This is a genomic window from Streptomyces sp. NPDC001493 (assembly GCF_053597235.1).
Map to the genome: position 1 here is coordinate 19,666 of NZ_JBSFHV010000010.1, position 14,832 is coordinate 34,497.

The window sequence follows — 14,832 nt, forward strand, 5'->3', positions numbered from 1 at the left end:
GCGTACGGACCGGGCAGTTGATCGTTCCGGTCGTACGCCCAGTAGAGTGCGCCCGTGGCAGCACGACCGTTGAAAGAAATCATCGAACCCGGCTGGGCCGAGGCCCTCGAACCGGTGGCCGGGCGCATCGCGGCCATGGGCGACTTCCTCCGTACGGAGATAGCCGCGGGTCGCACGTACCTCCCGTCCGGCGCGAACGTCATGCGGGCGTTCCAGCAACCCTTCGCCGACGTACGGGTCCTGATCGTGGGTCAGGACCCGTATCCGACGCCGGGTCACGCGATCGGGTTGAGTTTCGCGGTGGCGCCTGACGTGCGTCCGGTGCCGGGAAGCCTCGACAACATCTTCCGCGAGATGCACAGCGACCTCGGACTCCCCCGGCCGTCCAACGGCGACCTGACACCCTGGACCCGCCAGGGGGTGCTTCTCCTCAACAGGGCTCTGACCACGGCGCCGCGCCGTCCGGGCGCCCACCGCGGCAAGGGCTGGGAAGAGGTCACCGAGCAGGCGATCCGGGCGCTCGCCGCGCGCGGCACTCCGCTGGTCTCCGTGCTCTGGGGCGCGGATGCCCGCAGGCTGCGACCGCAGTTGAGCGCCTACCCCGCCATCGAGTCCGCGCACCCTTCCCCGATGTCGGCGGACCGCGGCTTCTTCGGCTCGCGCCCCTTCAGCCGGGTCAACGAGTTCCTGGAGCGCCAGGGGGCGCAGCCGGTGGACTGGCAGCTGCCGTGACGCCGGGCGCCGGGGCGTACGTGGTCGGGGTGGACTCCGGCGGGTCCGGGCTCCGGGTCGCGCTCGGCACCGCCGACGCGTCCGTTCCCGCTGCCACGACGGTCTGCCCGGAGCCCGTGCGTACGGGCCCCGACGGCATCGACGCCGAGCATCTGCTGGGCCAACTCCTTCCGGCGGTCGACCGGTTGATGCGTGACGTCACCGATGCGCCGGCGCCCGGCGGAGGAGTGCGCGTCGCGGCGCTCGCGGTGGGAGCCGCCGGGATGGCGACCCTGGGCGACGACCTGCGCGCGCGGCTCCCGCAGGCGCTGGCCGCGTCGCTCGGTGTCCCTCTGCTGGCTCTCGCGGCGGACGGGGTGACCGCGTACGCGGGCGCGCTCGGTCAGCGTCCGGGCGCCGTTGTCGCGGGCGGCACCGGAATGATCGCGCTCGGCACCGACCTCGGCGCGTGGCGGCGGGCGGACGGCTGGGGGCATCTGCTGGGCGACAGCGGGGGCGGTGCGTGGATCGGCCGGGAGGGCCTGGACGCCGCGCTGCGCGCGCACGACGGCCGGCGCGGCGGCTCTCCCGCTCTGCTAACGCGGCTGCGGGCCGTGTTCGGTCCGGCGGCCGGGCTGCCCGGACTGCTCTATCCCCGCGCCGACCGGCCGGCGCTGCTCGCGTCGTTCGCCCCCGAGGTCGCCGCGTGCGCCGAGGAGGACGCCGTCGCCGCGTCGATCCTGCGCCGCGCGGCCGCGCACATCGCCGAGTCGGCCGCTGCCGTGTGTCCGCGGGCGGAGAACTCCGGAACCCGGGGAGCGGCCCCGGAGTCCGGAACCGGGGAACGCGCCACCGGGTCCGGAACCCGGGACCGTACCACGGGCTCCGGCGGGGAGGCCGCCGAAGTAGCTCTTACGGGTGGCCTGTTCCGGATGGGTGATCCGCTGCTCGGGCCGCTGCGGGAGGAGTTGGGGCAGCTGCTGCCGCACGCGTCCCTGGTGCCCGCCGCCGGAGACCCGCTCGCCGGTTCGCTGCTGATCGCACGGGCTCTGGCCAGGTCGGACCTTCGGCTGCCCCGTCACCCGACCCTGCTGCACGTCGTCGGCGACGACATGGGGGACAGTTGAGGAACAGTCATGGAGGCCAGACAGAGCGGGGCAGTTGACCGGTACGTCACTCATCGGACATAAACGGACAGATAACGCCCTGCTGGACCCTCCCTGAACGAGGGGGCAACCAAAACCAGTAGCATGCGGCGCCATGAGCACCCCCACTGGGCCCGCTTCCGGCCTGCCTGTACGAATGCCGCGACCTCGCCAGTCCGGACGGCACCGCCGCCCGGAGCCCGTGGTCGCACCCGAGGGCGCTGCCGCGCTCGTTCTCGCCGTTCCCGGCACCCCTTCCCCGGCCTCCCGAAGCGTGGCCGAGGAAGTCATCAGCATCGCCCGTTCCGAGCTGCCCGGCCTCAACGCGGTCATCGGCTACCTCGAAGGCGACGACGAGGAGTTCCCCGCGCTCGCCTCCGTCCTCGCCCAGCAGGCGACCGAGCGCGTCGCGGCGTACGAGCAGGCCACCGCCGCGGGCCGCGAGGTCCCGGCGCCCGAGGGCCCGTCCGCCGTGGTGGTTCCGCTGCTCGCGGGACCCGACAGCGCCCTGATCCGCCGGATACGGCAGGCGGTCATGGAGAGCGGCACGCAGGTCGAGCTGACCGACGTGCTGGGTCCGCACCCGCTGCTGGCCGAGGCGCTGCACGTGCGGCTGTCGGAGGCCGGTCTGGCGCGTGCCGACCGCGCCCGGCTGTTCACCGTCGCCACCGCCGCGGACGGCATCGTGCTGGCCACGGTGGGCGGCGACGAGGCCGTGAAGGCCGCCGGGATCACCGGCATGCTGCTGGCCGCCCGGCTGGCCGTGCCCGTGATGGCGGCGGCGCTGGACGTGGAGGGCTCGGTGTCCTCGATCGCGGACCAGCTGAAGAACGCGGGTTCCGTCCAGCTCGCGCTGGCGCCCTACCTGGTGGGTCCCGAGGTCGACACGGGCCTGCTGGACGCGGCGGCGAAGGAAGCGGGCTGCGCGACGGCCGAGCCGCTCGGCGCCTACCCGGCGATCGGCAAGCTCGTGCTGTCCCTGTACGCGTCGGCGCTCGGCATCTCCCCGGCGATGCCCCAGGGCGTCCCGGCGCACTGATCGCGCGCCCCTGACAGCACCGCGCGGTGCGTACCCGCCTCGAAGGGGGTACGCACCGCGCGGTGCTGCCGGATGCGGGCCCGGACTCCGGTGCGGGCCCGGACTCGGACGCCGGCTCAGACGAAGAGGACGCAGGAGGCGGCCGGTGCGTCGATCGAGCCCGCGTGGCTCGGCACTCCGGTCTCCTGGTCGACGGCGAACCAGCTGACGTCTCCGGAGCGCTCGTTGGCCGCGTACAGCCACTGCCCGGTGGGGTCGAGCGCGAGGTCGCGCGGCCAGTTGCCGCCGCAGGGGACGGACGCGGCCAGCTGGGCCTTCTCGCCCGTCTCGTCCAGGGTGAGCACGGAGATGCTGTCGTGCCCCCGGTTGGCGGTCCAGACGAACCGTCCGTCGAGCGAGACGACGACCTCGGACGGGTACGTGCGGTCCGGGGCCCCGACCGCCTCCTCGGGCAGCACCGGAACCTCGTGGAGCGGCTCCAGGACGCCCGAGGCCGCGTCCCAGCGGCAGACGGTGAGGGTCGGCTCCAGCTCGTTCAGTACGTAGGCGTGGCCGCCCGCCGGGTGGAAGGCGAGGTGGCGGGGTCCGGTACCGGGGCGCAGCGCGGTCTCCCCGTGGGGGCGCAGTTCGCCGGTGACCCGGTCGACGGCACCGACGTACACCGAGTCGGTGCCGAGGTCCACACTGAGCAGCCAGTCGCCGGACGGGTCGGGCAGCACCTGGTGGGCGTGCGGTTCCGACTGCCGTTCGGCGTCGGGGCCGCTGCCCTCGTGCTGCTCGACGAAGACGGCGGCGCGCAGCGATCCGTCCTCCCGGAGCGGCAGCACGGTGATGCTGCCGGAGCCGTAGTTCGCGGTGACCAGGTGGTTCGCCGCGAGGGTGAGGTGGGTCGGTCCGTCGCCGTTCACCGAGCGCAGGCAGCCGCCGATGAGCCGGGGGGTCTCTCCGGTGATGTCGAGAGCGGCGGCCGCGCCCTCGGACGCCTCGCTGACGGCGTAGAGGATCGTGCCGTCGGCCGATGCCACGAGGAACGACGGGTCGGGGACGGTGTCGGTCGAGCCGACCACAGTGAGCGCGCCGGTCTCCCGGTCCACCTCCGCGACGGTGATGCCCTGCCCGCCCGCGGTGGTGAAAGATCCTATGAACGCCCGCCCGGCGCTGTTGCCGCTCATCGCGCTACCCCTCTTGCCCGTACCTGGTGTCTTGGGTGCGGGCCGTGCGGTCCGCCCGGCCGACGGTAGCAGGGACTCGGCGCCCGGCAGGGCCGGGCACGGGCCGGTGCCGGTGCCGGGGCGGCGGTCCGGGGCGACGGCCCGCGGCGCTCGTGGCGCTCGTGCGGTGCGCCCCGGACCGGAGGGGGTGCGGCGCGGTACTCAGGCGCCGGTCGGCACCGGCCCGGTCCGCCGCAGCGGGACGGCGAGTTCGAGCAGGGCCTGCTCCAGCGCGTGGAGGTGGGCGAAGACCGGTTCGGTCTCCCGTACCGCCGGCGCGACGGGGGCGGCGTGCCGGTGGCGCGGCTCCGGGACCGGCGGTTCGGTGAGCGCCTCGACGGCGGCCTCCACCCGTCGGCAGGCGGCGGCGAGCCGCGCGTCGTGCGAGGCCTCGGGGTCGGCGGCGACCGAGGCGAGCCCGCGCACCTCGCGGGCGCAGCCGTCGAGCAGGGCGAGCACCTGGCGTGCCCGCTCCTTCCGCGCCCTCATGGGGCTCAGCGGGTGGACGAGCGGTGCCAGCGAGAGCCGTACCCGGCCGAGGATGGCCTCCAGTTCGGCCACCAGGGGCGCCGGGTCGGCGTCCGGGCCGCCGGCGAGGCGGGCTGCGGTCTCCGCGGTGCAGGCGTGCACGCAGCGCAGCGCCCGCTCGACCCACGCGTCGGTCACGGAGTGCGTGGTCACCGGGAGGACGAGCAGGACCGCCAGGACGGCGCCGAGCGCGCCGACGGCGGTCTCGCCCACCCGCAGGGCGAGGAGTGCCGGGTCGAGCACGCCGAGGAGCCCGTACAGCATGCTCGCCATGACGGTCACGCCGAGCATCATCCAGGTGTACGAGACGGCCGCGGTGTAGAAGATCACGAAGACGCTCAGCGCGACGACCACCGCCGCCGCGACCGGCTGGTCGTGCAGCGGTACGGCGACGGCGAAGCCGATCCCGATGCCGAGGACCGTCCCCAGGACGCGCCTGAAGCTCCGCACCACGGTCTCCCCGCGCGAGGTGGTGGCCACGAACACCCACCAGGTGGCGCCCACGGCCCAGTACCACCGCTGGTCCGACAGCACCTGTCCGACCGCGAGGGCGAATCCCGCGCCGGCGGCCGCCTGCACGGCCTGTCGGGTGGTGATCCGCGCGAGTCCGGCTCCGCCGGTCGGGGCGGGCACCGCTGCCGGTGCCGGCAGCCGTCGCTCGTAGCACCACGCCCCGAACCGGACGGCCGCCGCGGCGGCCACCGAGAGCAGGACGGCTCCGTACAGTTCCGGAATCCGGGCCGGCACGGCGTGCAGGAACTGCGCCATGAAGCAGGTCATGAAGGCGAACACCCCGAGCGAGTGCCCGCGCGGACCCCACCTCCGCGCGTACACCCCGCCCCCCACGGCGGCAAGGAACACCAGGTCCCGGGCGACGGGCACGGTGTGCAGGGCGCTCGCGAGCACCAGCACCGGCAGCCCGACGACGGGCAGCAGCGCGGTCGTCACGGCCTGTCCGCGCACCGTGGGATCGCCCACCGTGAACAGGGCGAGCAGTGCGGACAGGCCGCCCGCGACCGTGGCCACCAGTGAATGTCCGGTGATCCCGCACAGTGCGACGGCCAGTCCGATACCGAGCACGGCCCTCCCCGCGAACCGCAGCCGCATCCGCCCGGGATCCGGCGCCATGAACGCCCTCCTCAGCAAGTCGCCCGCCCTTCCGTCCGTCGTCCATCCGTATGAGCGCATGAGAAAGGCGCTGCGGAGCCCCTCAGGGGGTTCCGCAGCGCCATCGCTCCGCACATCTCACCATCGACCCGGCCGACGGTTCAATCGACAGCGAAAAGGGTGGTCCATTGGCCCAGATTCTTGCCGTGGTGCTGGACCAGGGCAGAGCCAACGGATCACCGCCGGGCGTGCATGTCCGCCAGGGCCGTCGAAGCAGGTGCGGCGTCAGCCGGAGGACGGAGTCCTCGGTACGGCGGACTCCTGGGTGGCGGCCCAGGAGGCGAGCAGGCGCAGGCCCTCCTCGGAGGGGGAGCCCGGTTCGGCCGTGTAGACGGTCATGGTGAGTCCGGGCTCGGCGGCCAGCTCCAGTACCTCGTAGGCGAGGGTGAGTTCGCCGACCACGGGGTGGCGGAACCTCTTGGTACCGGTCCCGTGACGGCGCACGTCATGGGCGCCCCAGCGGGTGCGGAAGTCCTCGCTGCGGGTGGACAGTTCACCGACGAGGTCGTGCAGGTCCTTGTCGTGGGGGTCGCGGCCGGCCTCGCGGCGCAGGATGGCCACGGCCATGTCGCCGAAGAGTTCCCAGTCCGGGTAGAAGGAACGCGAGGCCGGGTCGAGGAAGTTGAAGCGGGCCAGGTTTCCCTGGTTGTCCGGGTTGGCGAGGAGCTCACCGTAGAAGGCACGGGCGAGCGGGTTGGCGGCGAGGATGTCCGCCCGGCCGTTGCACACGACCGCCGGCCCCGCCGTGATCGCGTCGAGGGTCCACTGCAGGCTCGGGTGCGGACTCCACCGGCGGCCGGTCCGCCGCCGGGGACGCGTCAGCGCGTCGGAGCCGTCGGCGGCCCGGGCGAGGTGGAGCAGGTGGGCGCGCTCGGCGTCGTCCAGGTGCAGCGCCCGGGCGACGGACTCCAGCACGGCCGGGGAGGCGCCCGCGAGGTTGCCCCGCTCCAGCTTCGCGTAGTACTCCACGCTCACGTCGGCCAGCGCGGCCACCTCACTCCTGCGCAGTCCCGGCACCCGCCGCCGCGACCCGCCGGGCAGGCCGGCGCGCTCCGGGGTGATCTTCGCTCGCCGCGAGGTCAGGAACTCGCGGACCTCTTCACGGTTGTCCACACTACGACGATACGGCCTGCTCCCCGGGGACGAGATGCGCGGCCGGTACCCCCGTCCCGGTCGGCACCCACCCTGTGACCTGCGGTTCTTCGAAGACACTCGGCGGCCGACGGGCGCCCGGCGGCTCCGTACCGGGAGGGAGCGGCCGGCCGAAGACTCCTCACCGGGAAAGAGCCCCAGGCCGAGGCGGCGGGTGGGGCCGGTCAGAGCTGGTTGATCGGGCGCATCGCCAGGCCCTCGGTGCCGGCCCAGCCGTTCACCCGTGCCGCGTCGTCGTAGGAGACGGAGTCGAGGCCGTCGGGCAGGTCGAAGACGAGCGTGCCGCCCAGTTCGGTGCCCTCGCCCGCGACCAGGGTGGCCGTGAACCGGTCGGCCTGGTCGTACTCCGCCTCGCCGCCCTCGTCGTTGCCGAAGATGTACAGCCCTGCGTACGCCTTTCCGTCCCCCGCGACGACGAGCGGTTCGGTGTCCGGCTCTTCCAGTGTCGCGACGGTCGGTGCGTCGGCGCCGACCCCGAGCCGTACCAGCGGAGCTTCGTTGAGGACGCACGGCGTCCTGCCGCCGTTGGTGACGGTCAGCAGGAAGTGGCGAGGGGTCTCCCCGGACGAGTCCTGGAGCTCGACCGCGGTGGTGAGGCCGGTGACCTCGCAGTCCTGGTACTCGGTGCCGTTGCCGCCGCCGGTTTCGCCGCTGTCTCCGGCCGGCTCGGCACTCGGGGTGCCGCTCCCGGTACCGGCGCTACCGGTGCCGGAGTCGCCCGAGGGCGCGCTGCTCTTCGGCATGGTCGCCCCGGCCGACACCGGGCCGGAAGGTCCTGCGGCCTCGTCGTCACCCCCGGAGGACTGGCAGGCGGTGGCCGTCAGCAGAGCCGCGGCCACGGCCGCCCCGACGAGGATGCCGCGCGAGCTCCGGTGTACCGAACCGGCTCTGACCGTCTTCGAGTTCATGCCGTTCCCCTACTCCCCCGAGACCGGCCCCCAGGGCCGGCCGTCCGCAAGCTTTCCGGCCATGGTGAAGGTGACCAATCGGTCGCTCCACCCGTAATCCGGCTCTGTTACAGCCTTCGCACCAACTGGGCATCTTGGCGTGACCCTGCCGAATTCGGCACGGGCGCCCACGGTCCGGGCCGTCGCCCGTCGGGCGGGACGCGGTGGGGTGTACTGCTGGTACACCCCTCACTGGTAACTCGCTCGCCGCGCGGAAAGCGGGTTACCTGAAAGACGTGGCACTTCCCGGCCGCGGCGCGACGGCGCGGCGGCCCGAGGTCTGCCCGTCCAGTCGCTCGCGGCGTCGGCGAAGACACCGCCGAGCGCACCCGGGCCATTCGTACGGGCACCAGAGGCCCGTCCCCCAGCACGTAAGGAACCCCCTCATGCGCGGCGCAGTGATTCACGCCCCCGGCGATGTCCGCTTCGAGACCCTGGCAGACCCGAAGATCCTCCACCCCACCGATGCGATCATCCGTACCGCCGTGTCCTGCGTGTGCGGCTCGGACCTGTGGGCGTGGCGTGGCCTGGAGCCGGTCGGCGACCCGCACCCGATGGGGCACGAGTACGTCGGTTTCGTCGAGGAGGTCGGCAGCGAGGTCACCTCGGTCGAGCCGGGCCAGTTCGTCGTCGGTTCCTTCGCGACCTCCGACAACACCTGTGCCAACTGCCGCAACGGCTTCCAGTCGAACTGCCTGCACCGGGAGTTCATGAGCACCTGCCAGGCCGACTACGTCCGCATCCCCAACGCCCAGGGCACCCTGGTCGCCACCGAGGAGATCCCGGACGAGAAGTACTGGCCGAGCCTGCTGGCCGTCTCGGACGTCATGGGCACCGGCTGGTGGGCCGCCGAGGCGGCCCAGCTCCGGCCCGGGTCCACCGCCGTCGTCGTCGGTGACGGCGCCGTCGGCCTCTCCGCCGTGATCGCCGCGAAGGAGATGGGGGCCGGGCGCATCATCGCCATGTCCCGCCACGCCTCCCGCCAGAAGCTGGCTCTGGAGTTCGGTGCCACCGACATCGTCACCGAGCGCGGAGACGAGGGCATCGCCCGGATCAAGGACCTCACCGGTGGCATCGGCGCCGACAGCGTGCTGGAGTGCGTCGGCACCGCCGAGGCCATGCGGCAGGCCCTGGGCTCCGCCCGCCCCGGCGGCAGCGTCGGCTTCGTCGGGGTCCCCCACGACGTCGCCGTCGACGGCCAGGAACTCTTCTTCTCCCACGTCGGCCTGCGCGGCGGCCCCGCCCCCGTACGCCGCTACCTCCCCGACCTCATCGACCGCGTCCTGACCGGCCGCATCGAGCCGGGCAAGGTCTTCGACCTCACCCTCCCGCTCGACCAGGTCGCCGAGGGCTACCGGGCGATGGACGAGCGCCGCGCGATCAAGGCGCTCCTCAAGCCCTGACGGGCCCGCCACACGACCACCGAACCCAGAACACGCACGTCCAGGCCACAAGGAAGAGGGAACGATCATGCAGATCACCCGGAGCTCGATCACCACGGCCAAGGGGCCCGCCGAATGGTTCACCGGTGACGTCTACATCGACGCCGTGGCGGCGGCGCCCGCGCCGTCCCGGGTCACCGCGAACCTGGTGCACTTCATGCCCGGCGCCCGCACGCACTGGCACCGCCACCCGCTGGGCCAGACCGTCTTCGTCACCGAGGGCGTCGGCCTGTGCCAGCGCCGGGGCGGACCCGTCGAGATCATCCGGCCGGGCGACCGCGTACTGTTCGAGGCGGGCGAGGAACACTGGCACGGCGCCGCACCCGACCGGCTGATGGTCCACGTGGCGATCAACGAGGGCGACGCCGACCACGCCGTCGTGCACTGGCTGACCCCCGTCACCGACGAGGAGTACACCGCCACCCCGGCGGCCGGCTGACACCCGCCCGACTCGACCGCCACCGCAGGACAAGGAATCCCCCCATGCTCGTCAACGCCTACGCCGCCCCCTCCGTGGGGGAGCCGCTGGTGCCCACCACCATCGAGCGCCGTGCCGTCGGCACCAACGACGTACTCATCGCCATCCAGTACGCCGGTGTCTGCCACTCCGACATCCACACCGTCAACGGCGACTGGGGCCCCCAGCCCTACCCCGTCGTTCCCGGTCACGAGATCGTCGGCACGGTGGTCGAGGCCGGCGCCGGGGTCACCCGCCACCGGGTCGGTGACCGCGTGGGCGTCGGCTGCATGGTCGGTTCCTGCGGCGAGTGCCCGAACTGCCTGGCCGGCGAGGAGCAGCACTGCCGGGAGGGCATGGTTCCCACCTACGCGGGAACCGACCGCGACGGTTCCACGACCCAGGGCGGCTACTCCACCCACGTCGTCGTGGACGCCGACTACGTACTGTCGGTGCCCGGGGGCCTGGACCCGGCCGCCGCCGCTCCGCTGCTGTGCGCGGGCATCACCACCTACGCCCCGCTGCGCCGCTGGGGCGCCGGACCGGGCAAGAAGGTCGCCGTCGTGGGTCTCGGCGGTCTCGGGCACATGGCGGTCAAGATCGCGCACGCCCTGGGTGCCGAGGTCACGGTGCTGTCGCAGTCGCTGAAGAAGCAGGAGGACGGGCTGCGGCTGGGCGCGGACCACTATTACGCGACCTCCGACCCGGAGACCTTCTCCGTGCTGGCCGGCCGGTTCGACCTCATCGTCAACACCGTCAGCGCCGATCTCGACATCGACGCCTACCTCGGCCTGCTGACCCTCGACGGCACCCTGGCCAACGTCGGCGCGGCCCCGGGCCCCTTCACGGTGAGCGGGTTCCTCCTCGGCAGCGGCCGGCGCAACCTCACGGGTTCCATGATCGGCGGCATCGCCCTGACCCAGGAGATGCTCGACTTCTGCGCCGAGCACCGGATCGGCAGCGAGATCGAGGTGATCTCCGCCGACCAGGTCAACGAGGCCTACGCGCGCGTCCTCGCCTCCGACGTCCGCTACCGCTTCGTCATCGACACCGCCACCCTCGCCTGATCCACGGACACCGTCCGACCGTGAAGCGCTGTGCCATCGGCTCAGCGCTTCACGGTTTCCCGGGCCGTACGGCTCAGACCTGCCGGGCGGGCCGGGATAGGCTCGGGGCACCGTACCCACCCTCCGATAAGGCAGACGCACCATGGCGGTGGACGCTCTCGACACCCGTATCCTGCGGCTCCTCATCGAGCAGCCGCGTACCAGCGCGCGGGAGCACGCCCGCATCCTGGGCGTGGCCCGGGGCACGCTCCAGGCCCGGATGGACCGGCTGGAGCGGGACGGCGTGATCACCGGCAGCGGCCCCGTCCTCTCCCCCGCGGCCCTGGGCCATCCCGTGCTCGCCTTCGTCCACCTGGAAGTCACCCAGGGGCACCTGGACGAGGTGGGGGACGCTCTGGCGGAGGTTCCGGAGATCATCGAGGCGTTCTCGACCACCGGCGGCGGGGACCTGCTGACCCGGGTCGTGGCGCGTGACAACGGCCACCTGGAAGACGTGATCCAGCGGCTCATCCAGCTGCCCGGCGTGGTGCGGACGCGGACCGAGGTGGCGCTGCGCGAGCGGGTGCCGCACCGGGTGCTGCCGCTGGTGGAGGCGCTGGGCCGGGCGGCCGCGGTACGCGGCTGAGCGCCGCCCCACCGGTGCGCGGCCCCGGACCGCCCGGCGGCGCACCGGGCGTTGGGCCGCCCGCACGGCGAACGTACGCCGCACGCCGTTCACTTGCCGCCCAAGGCGCTGTCGGGGGTGCCGCGCCCCCGTGCATCGCGCCGCGGCCGGGTGCCCGGAGAGGTACCGGAACTGACCGGCCGTAACATCGGGTCCACCGGACAGATATCCTGATCATCGCCGCGAGCCCCGCCCCGTCCCGCTCCTCGTGAGCACGACCCGTGCGTCGCCCCGGCTGACGCAACGGGCCACAATTCGAGATAGGTGTACAGGTGCTGGTAGCTGATCGGTACCGGTTGGTGTCCCCCATCGGTCGTGGTGGCATGGGCGAGGTGTGGCGGGCGACGGACGAGGTCCTCGGCCGTGCCGTCGCCGTCAAGCTGCTGCTGGGGGACCGGGCCGACTCCTCTTCCACCGCACGTTTCCGGCTGGAGGCGCAGACGGCCGCCCGGCTGAGTCACCCGCACCTGGTGGCGGTCTTCGACTTCGGTACCTGGGAGGACCGCCTCTATCTCGTGATGGAGCTGGTCGAGGGGCGCAGTCTCGGCGATCTGCTGTCGGCGCAGGAGAGTGTCCACCCCGAGCAGGTCGCGCGGATCGCGGGCGACGCGGCGGCCGGGCTCGCCGCCGCCCACCGGCAGGGTGTGGTGCACCGCGACATCAAGCCGGGCAACCTCATGCTGGACGACGAGGGCTCCGTGAAGATCGGCGACTTCGGGATAGCCCAGTTCGTCGACGATCCGTCGACGGCTCTCACGACGGCCGGCCAGATCGTGGGGACGAGCCTGTATCTGGCACCGGAGCGGGCGCTCGGCCGGACGGCGGGTGCCGACTCCGACATGTACTCCCTGGGCTGCGTCATCTACCACCTGCTGCTCGGCCGCCCGCCGTTCCGCTCGGACACCGCCGCCGCCACGCTGTACCAGCACGTCGACACTCCGCCCGTACCGCTGCGGGACCAGGGCGTCGACATCTCGCCGGCCTTCGACGCGTATCTCCTGAGCCTGCTCGCCAAGAAGCCCGAGGAGCGGCCCACCGCGCAGGAGGCGGCCGACTGGTTCCGTACGGCGGCATGGCGCGGACGCGGTGAGCCGCCGAGGGCGGCGGGCGGGTCGCGCTCCGCGGCGTCGGCGGTCACTTCCGTGGACTCGGGCGGTCCGGGGCACCGGACCGGGGCGTCCGGGGGACGGCGACGGGCCGCGCCGCCGGTGAACCGGGCGACGCCGCGGGCGGGGAGCCGCTCCGGCAGCCGGGCCGCGGGCCGGGGTACGGCGAGATCCGGCGGCCGCAGGCTCGCCGCGAGCGAGGCCATCCGGCGGCGCCCCCGGGTCGCCAGCGCGGTGGCGGGTTCGATCGCGTTCGTGGTGGCCGTCTATCTGGGCACGGTGATCTTCGCGCCCGACTCCGGCTCCGCCGTACCCCCGGGGCCCGGCGCCTCGCAGGGCGTCACCCCGCAGGGCGAGGGTTCCCCCGCCCCCACCGCGTCCGACGCCCGGAGCGGCGGACAGCAGGATTCCGGCTACGGGGACGGGCAGGGCAACGAGGACGGGCAGGGCGGCGGGGACGGGGACGACGACTGAGCGTCGCCCCGCTCCCCACCGGGTGCCCGTGGACTACCAGCGGTCGTGCACGCTCGCGCGGATGCGGCGGTCGTAGAGGTCGCGCACCGCGTCCAGGGTCGGCTGCGGCAGGGGGGCGAGCGCTGCGGCAGCGGCGTTGGCGCGGGCCTGGTCCACGGACCGTGCTCCCGGAATGACGGTGGTGACGCCGGGCTGCTGGATGATCCAGCGCAGCGCGGTCTGGGCGGGAGTGGCGCCCTCGGGTGCGAAGCCGGAGAACTCGGCGGCGGCCTCGATCCCGGTCGCGTAGTCGATGCCGGAGAAGGTCTCGCCCTGGTCGAACGCCTCGCCGTGGCGGTTGTACGTCCGGTGGTCCTCGGGAGCGAAGACGGTCTCGGCCGTGTACCGGCCGGAGAGCAGGCCGGAGGCGAGCGGGACCCGGGCGATGATGCCCACACCGGCGGCGAGGGCGGCCGGGAGGACCTTCTCCAGCGGCTTCAGCCGGAACGGGTTCAGGATGATCTGCACGCTCGCCACGCCGGGGCGGGCGATCGCGGTGAGCGCCTCCTCGCAGGTTTCGACGCTGACCCCGTAGGCGGCGATCCGCTGCTCGGCGACGAGGGTGTCGAGCGCGTCGAAGACGGCGTCGGTCGCGTAGACGCTGGTGGGCGGGCAGTGGAGCTGGACCAGGTCCAGGGTGTCGACGCCCAGGTTGGCGCGCGAACGGTCGTTCCAGGCGCGGAAGTTGTCCAGTACGTAGTTCTCCGGTACCTGGGCCTCGCGGCGCCCCATCTTGGTGGCGACGAAGACGCCGGCGTCCGGCCGGTCCTTGAGATAGCGGCCGATGAGCTGTTCGCTGCGGCCGTCGCCGTAGACGTCCGCGGTGTCGAAGAAGGTGACGCCCGATTCGACGGCCGCGTCGAGTACGCCGAAGGCTTCCTGCTCGCCCACCTCGCCCCAGTCCGCTCCGAGCTGCCATGTTCCCTGTCCGACGACCGATACGTCACGGCCGGTCCTGCCGAGAGTGCGCTGTTCCATGGAGATCATGTTATTGCGCCGCCCGGGCCGGCCGATCCGGTACGGGGGTACCGCCCGCCATGCGGCCGTCCGGGTGGGGCCGCACAGTGGAGGGAGGAGCGGAACGGCCCGCCCCGGGGACGACGGAGGGAGCCCGGCATGCAGAACGAATCCGCGACCCCGCTGCCGCGCTTCGTCGTGCAGATCCACGCGGCACGGCGCATGCACTTCGACTTCCGGCTGGAGGTCGACGGCGTACTGCGGTCCTGGGCGGTGCCGCAGGGCCCCTCGGACAACCCCAGCGACCGGCGGCTGGCGGTCCCCACCGAGGACCACGCACTGGAGTACCGCGAGTTCGAAGGGGTGATCCCGCCGGGAGAGTACGGCAGCGGCACCGTCATCGTCTGGGACCAGGGCACCTACGTACCTCTCGGCCACGACGAGCACGGGGCCCGGGTGCCGTTCACGGAGTCCCTGGAGCGCGGCCACGCCACGTTCCGGCTCGTCGGCGAGAAGCTCCGGGGCGAGTTCGCGCTGATCAGGTTCCGTACGGGCGAGGAGCCGGACGGGCACGGCCAGGAGGCGTGGCTGCTGATCAAGGCCAAGGACGAGCAGGCGGTACGGGACCGGCCGGGCACCCCCGACCCGTACCACGCGCGCTCCGCCCGGACCGGGCGGACCCTGCACCAGGTCTCGGCCGCCGAGGCCCACCAGGACTGAAGGCTG

14 protein-coding genes are annotated in these 14,832 nt (G+C 73.3%); 9 read left to right on the plus strand and 5 right to left on the minus strand.

Annotated features, from left to right (window positions below):
* The first annotated feature begins 54 nt into the window (after positions 1-54).
* The 3 genes from ACWCWD_RS16275 (at position 55) to ACWCWD_RS16285 (ending at position 2,895) form a co-directional block, all read left to right on the plus strand.
* A complete protein-coding gene (locus ACWCWD_RS16275; RefSeq protein WP_450773451.1) occupies positions 55-732 on the plus strand; it encodes a uracil-DNA glycosylase in 678 nt (225 codons plus the stop codon).
* Positions 717-1,838: an N-acetylglucosamine kinase gene (locus tag ACWCWD_RS16280; protein ID WP_450773623.1), complete on the plus strand. Its 1,122-nt coding sequence runs from the start codon at positions 717-719 to the stop codon at positions 1,836-1,838. Before ACWCWD_RS16275 ends, ACWCWD_RS16280 begins: the two co-directional genes overlap by 16 nt.
* Positions 1,839-1,971: 133 nt before the next feature.
* Positions 1,972-2,895: a sirohydrochlorin chelatase gene (locus ACWCWD_RS16285; protein ID WP_386888660.1), complete on the plus strand. Its 924-nt coding sequence runs from the start codon at positions 1,972-1,974 to the stop codon at positions 2,893-2,895.
* 116 nt (positions 2,896-3,011) lie between these two features.
* Here the strand turns inward: ACWCWD_RS16285 and ACWCWD_RS16290 are convergent, their stop codons facing one another.
* The 4 genes from ACWCWD_RS16290 to ACWCWD_RS16305 all read right to left on the minus strand — a co-directional run bounded on the left by ACWCWD_RS16290 (position 3,012) and on the right by ACWCWD_RS16305 (position 7,861).
* The gene (locus tag ACWCWD_RS16290) at positions 3,012-4,067 is read right to left on the minus strand and encodes a lactonase family protein (protein WP_450773453.1); all 1,056 of its coding nucleotides are present in this window, start codon (positions 4,065-4,067) and stop codon (positions 3,012-3,014) included.
* A 201-nt stretch (positions 4,068-4,268) separates the two neighbouring features.
* Positions 4,269-5,780 (minus strand): FUSC family protein, encoded by a 1,512-nt coding sequence (locus tag ACWCWD_RS16295; protein ID WP_450773454.1) that lies wholly within the window; start codon positions 5,778-5,780, stop codon positions 4,269-4,271.
* Between the two features lie 246 nt (positions 5,781-6,026).
* A complete protein-coding gene (locus ACWCWD_RS16300) occupies positions 6,027-6,914 on the minus strand; it encodes a helix-turn-helix transcriptional regulator (protein WP_450773455.1) in 888 nt (295 codons plus the stop codon).
* A 203-nt stretch (positions 6,915-7,117) separates the two neighbouring features.
* Positions 7,118-7,861: a DUF4232 domain-containing protein gene (locus ACWCWD_RS16305; RefSeq protein WP_450773457.1), complete on the minus strand. Its 744-nt coding sequence runs from the start codon at positions 7,859-7,861 to the stop codon at positions 7,118-7,120.
* 425 nt (positions 7,862-8,286) lie between these two features.
* Between ACWCWD_RS16305 and ACWCWD_RS16310 the strand changes: the two genes are divergently transcribed.
* The 5 genes from ACWCWD_RS16310 (at position 8,287) to ACWCWD_RS16330 (ending at position 13,110) form a co-directional block, all read left to right on the plus strand.
* The gene (locus ACWCWD_RS16310) at positions 8,287-9,303 is read left to right on the plus strand and encodes a zinc-dependent alcohol dehydrogenase family protein (RefSeq protein ID WP_450773458.1); all 1,017 of its coding nucleotides are present in this window, start codon (positions 8,287-8,289) and stop codon (positions 9,301-9,303) included.
* A gap of 67 nt (positions 9,304-9,370) precedes the next feature.
* Complete coding sequence (locus ACWCWD_RS16315; protein ID WP_450773460.1) at positions 9,371-9,781, plus strand: (R)-mandelonitrile lyase; 411 nt, start codon at positions 9,371-9,373, stop codon at positions 9,779-9,781.
* A 44-nt stretch (positions 9,782-9,825) separates the two neighbouring features.
* Positions 9,826-10,866, plus strand: coding sequence for an NAD(P)-dependent alcohol dehydrogenase (locus tag ACWCWD_RS16320; RefSeq protein WP_450773462.1), 1,041 nt, complete (start codon positions 9,826-9,828; stop codon positions 10,864-10,866).
* Between the two features lie 142 nt (positions 10,867-11,008).
* Positions 11,009-11,491 (plus strand): Lrp/AsnC family transcriptional regulator, encoded by a 483-nt coding sequence (locus ACWCWD_RS16325; RefSeq protein ID WP_390964450.1) that lies wholly within the window; start codon positions 11,009-11,011, stop codon positions 11,489-11,491.
* Positions 11,492-11,853: 362 nt separating this feature from the next.
* Positions 11,854-13,110: a protein kinase domain-containing protein gene (locus tag ACWCWD_RS16330; protein WP_450773624.1), complete on the plus strand. Its 1,257-nt coding sequence runs from the start codon at positions 11,854-11,856 to the stop codon at positions 13,108-13,110.
* A 33-nt stretch (positions 13,111-13,143) separates the two neighbouring features.
* Here ACWCWD_RS16330 and ACWCWD_RS16335 read toward each other — a convergent pair whose 3' ends face one another.
* On the minus strand, positions 13,144-14,136 hold the full coding sequence (locus ACWCWD_RS16335; protein WP_450773464.1) for an aldo/keto reductase: 993 nt from the start codon (positions 14,134-14,136) through the stop codon (positions 13,144-13,146).
* A gap of 129 nt (positions 14,137-14,265) precedes the next feature.
* Between ACWCWD_RS16335 and ACWCWD_RS16340 the strand changes: the two genes are divergently transcribed.
* On the plus strand, positions 14,266-14,826 hold the full coding sequence (locus ACWCWD_RS16340) for a DNA polymerase ligase N-terminal domain-containing protein (protein ID WP_450773466.1): 561 nt from the start codon (positions 14,266-14,268) through the stop codon (positions 14,824-14,826).
* Positions 14,827-14,832: the final 6 nt, after the last annotated feature.

Coding starts and splice junctions, on each gene's coding strand:
- ACWCWD_RS16285 (WP_386888660.1), top strand. CDS start 1,972: ATGAGCACCCCCACTGGGCCCGCTTCCGGCCTGCCTGTACGAATGCCG.
- ACWCWD_RS16315 (WP_450773460.1), top strand. CDS start 9,371: ATGCAGATCACCCGGAGCTCGATCACCACGGCCAAGGGGCCCGCCGAA.
- ACWCWD_RS16340 (WP_450773466.1), top strand. CDS start 14,266: ATGCAGAACGAATCCGCGACCCCGCTGCCGCGCTTCGTCGTGCAGATC.
- ACWCWD_RS16290 (WP_450773453.1), bottom strand. CDS start 4,067: ATGAGCGGCAACAGCGCCGGGCGGGCGTTCATAGGATCTTTCACCACC.
- ACWCWD_RS16325 (WP_390964450.1), top strand. CDS start 11,009: ATGGCGGTGGACGCTCTCGACACCCGTATCCTGCGGCTCCTCATCGAG.
- ACWCWD_RS16330 (WP_450773624.1), top strand. CDS start 11,854: ATGGGCGAGGTGTGGCGGGCGACGGACGAGGTCCTCGGCCGTGCCGTC.
- ACWCWD_RS16305 (WP_450773457.1), bottom strand. CDS start 7,861: ATGAACTCGAAGACGGTCAGAGCCGGTTCGGTACACCGGAGCTCGCGC.
- ACWCWD_RS16310 (WP_450773458.1), top strand. CDS start 8,287: ATGCGCGGCGCAGTGATTCACGCCCCCGGCGATGTCCGCTTCGAGACC.
- ACWCWD_RS16335 (WP_450773464.1), bottom strand. CDS start 14,136: ATGATCTCCATGGAACAGCGCACTCTCGGCAGGACCGGCCGTGACGTA.
- ACWCWD_RS16320 (WP_450773462.1), top strand. CDS start 9,826: ATGCTCGTCAACGCCTACGCCGCCCCCTCCGTGGGGGAGCCGCTGGTG.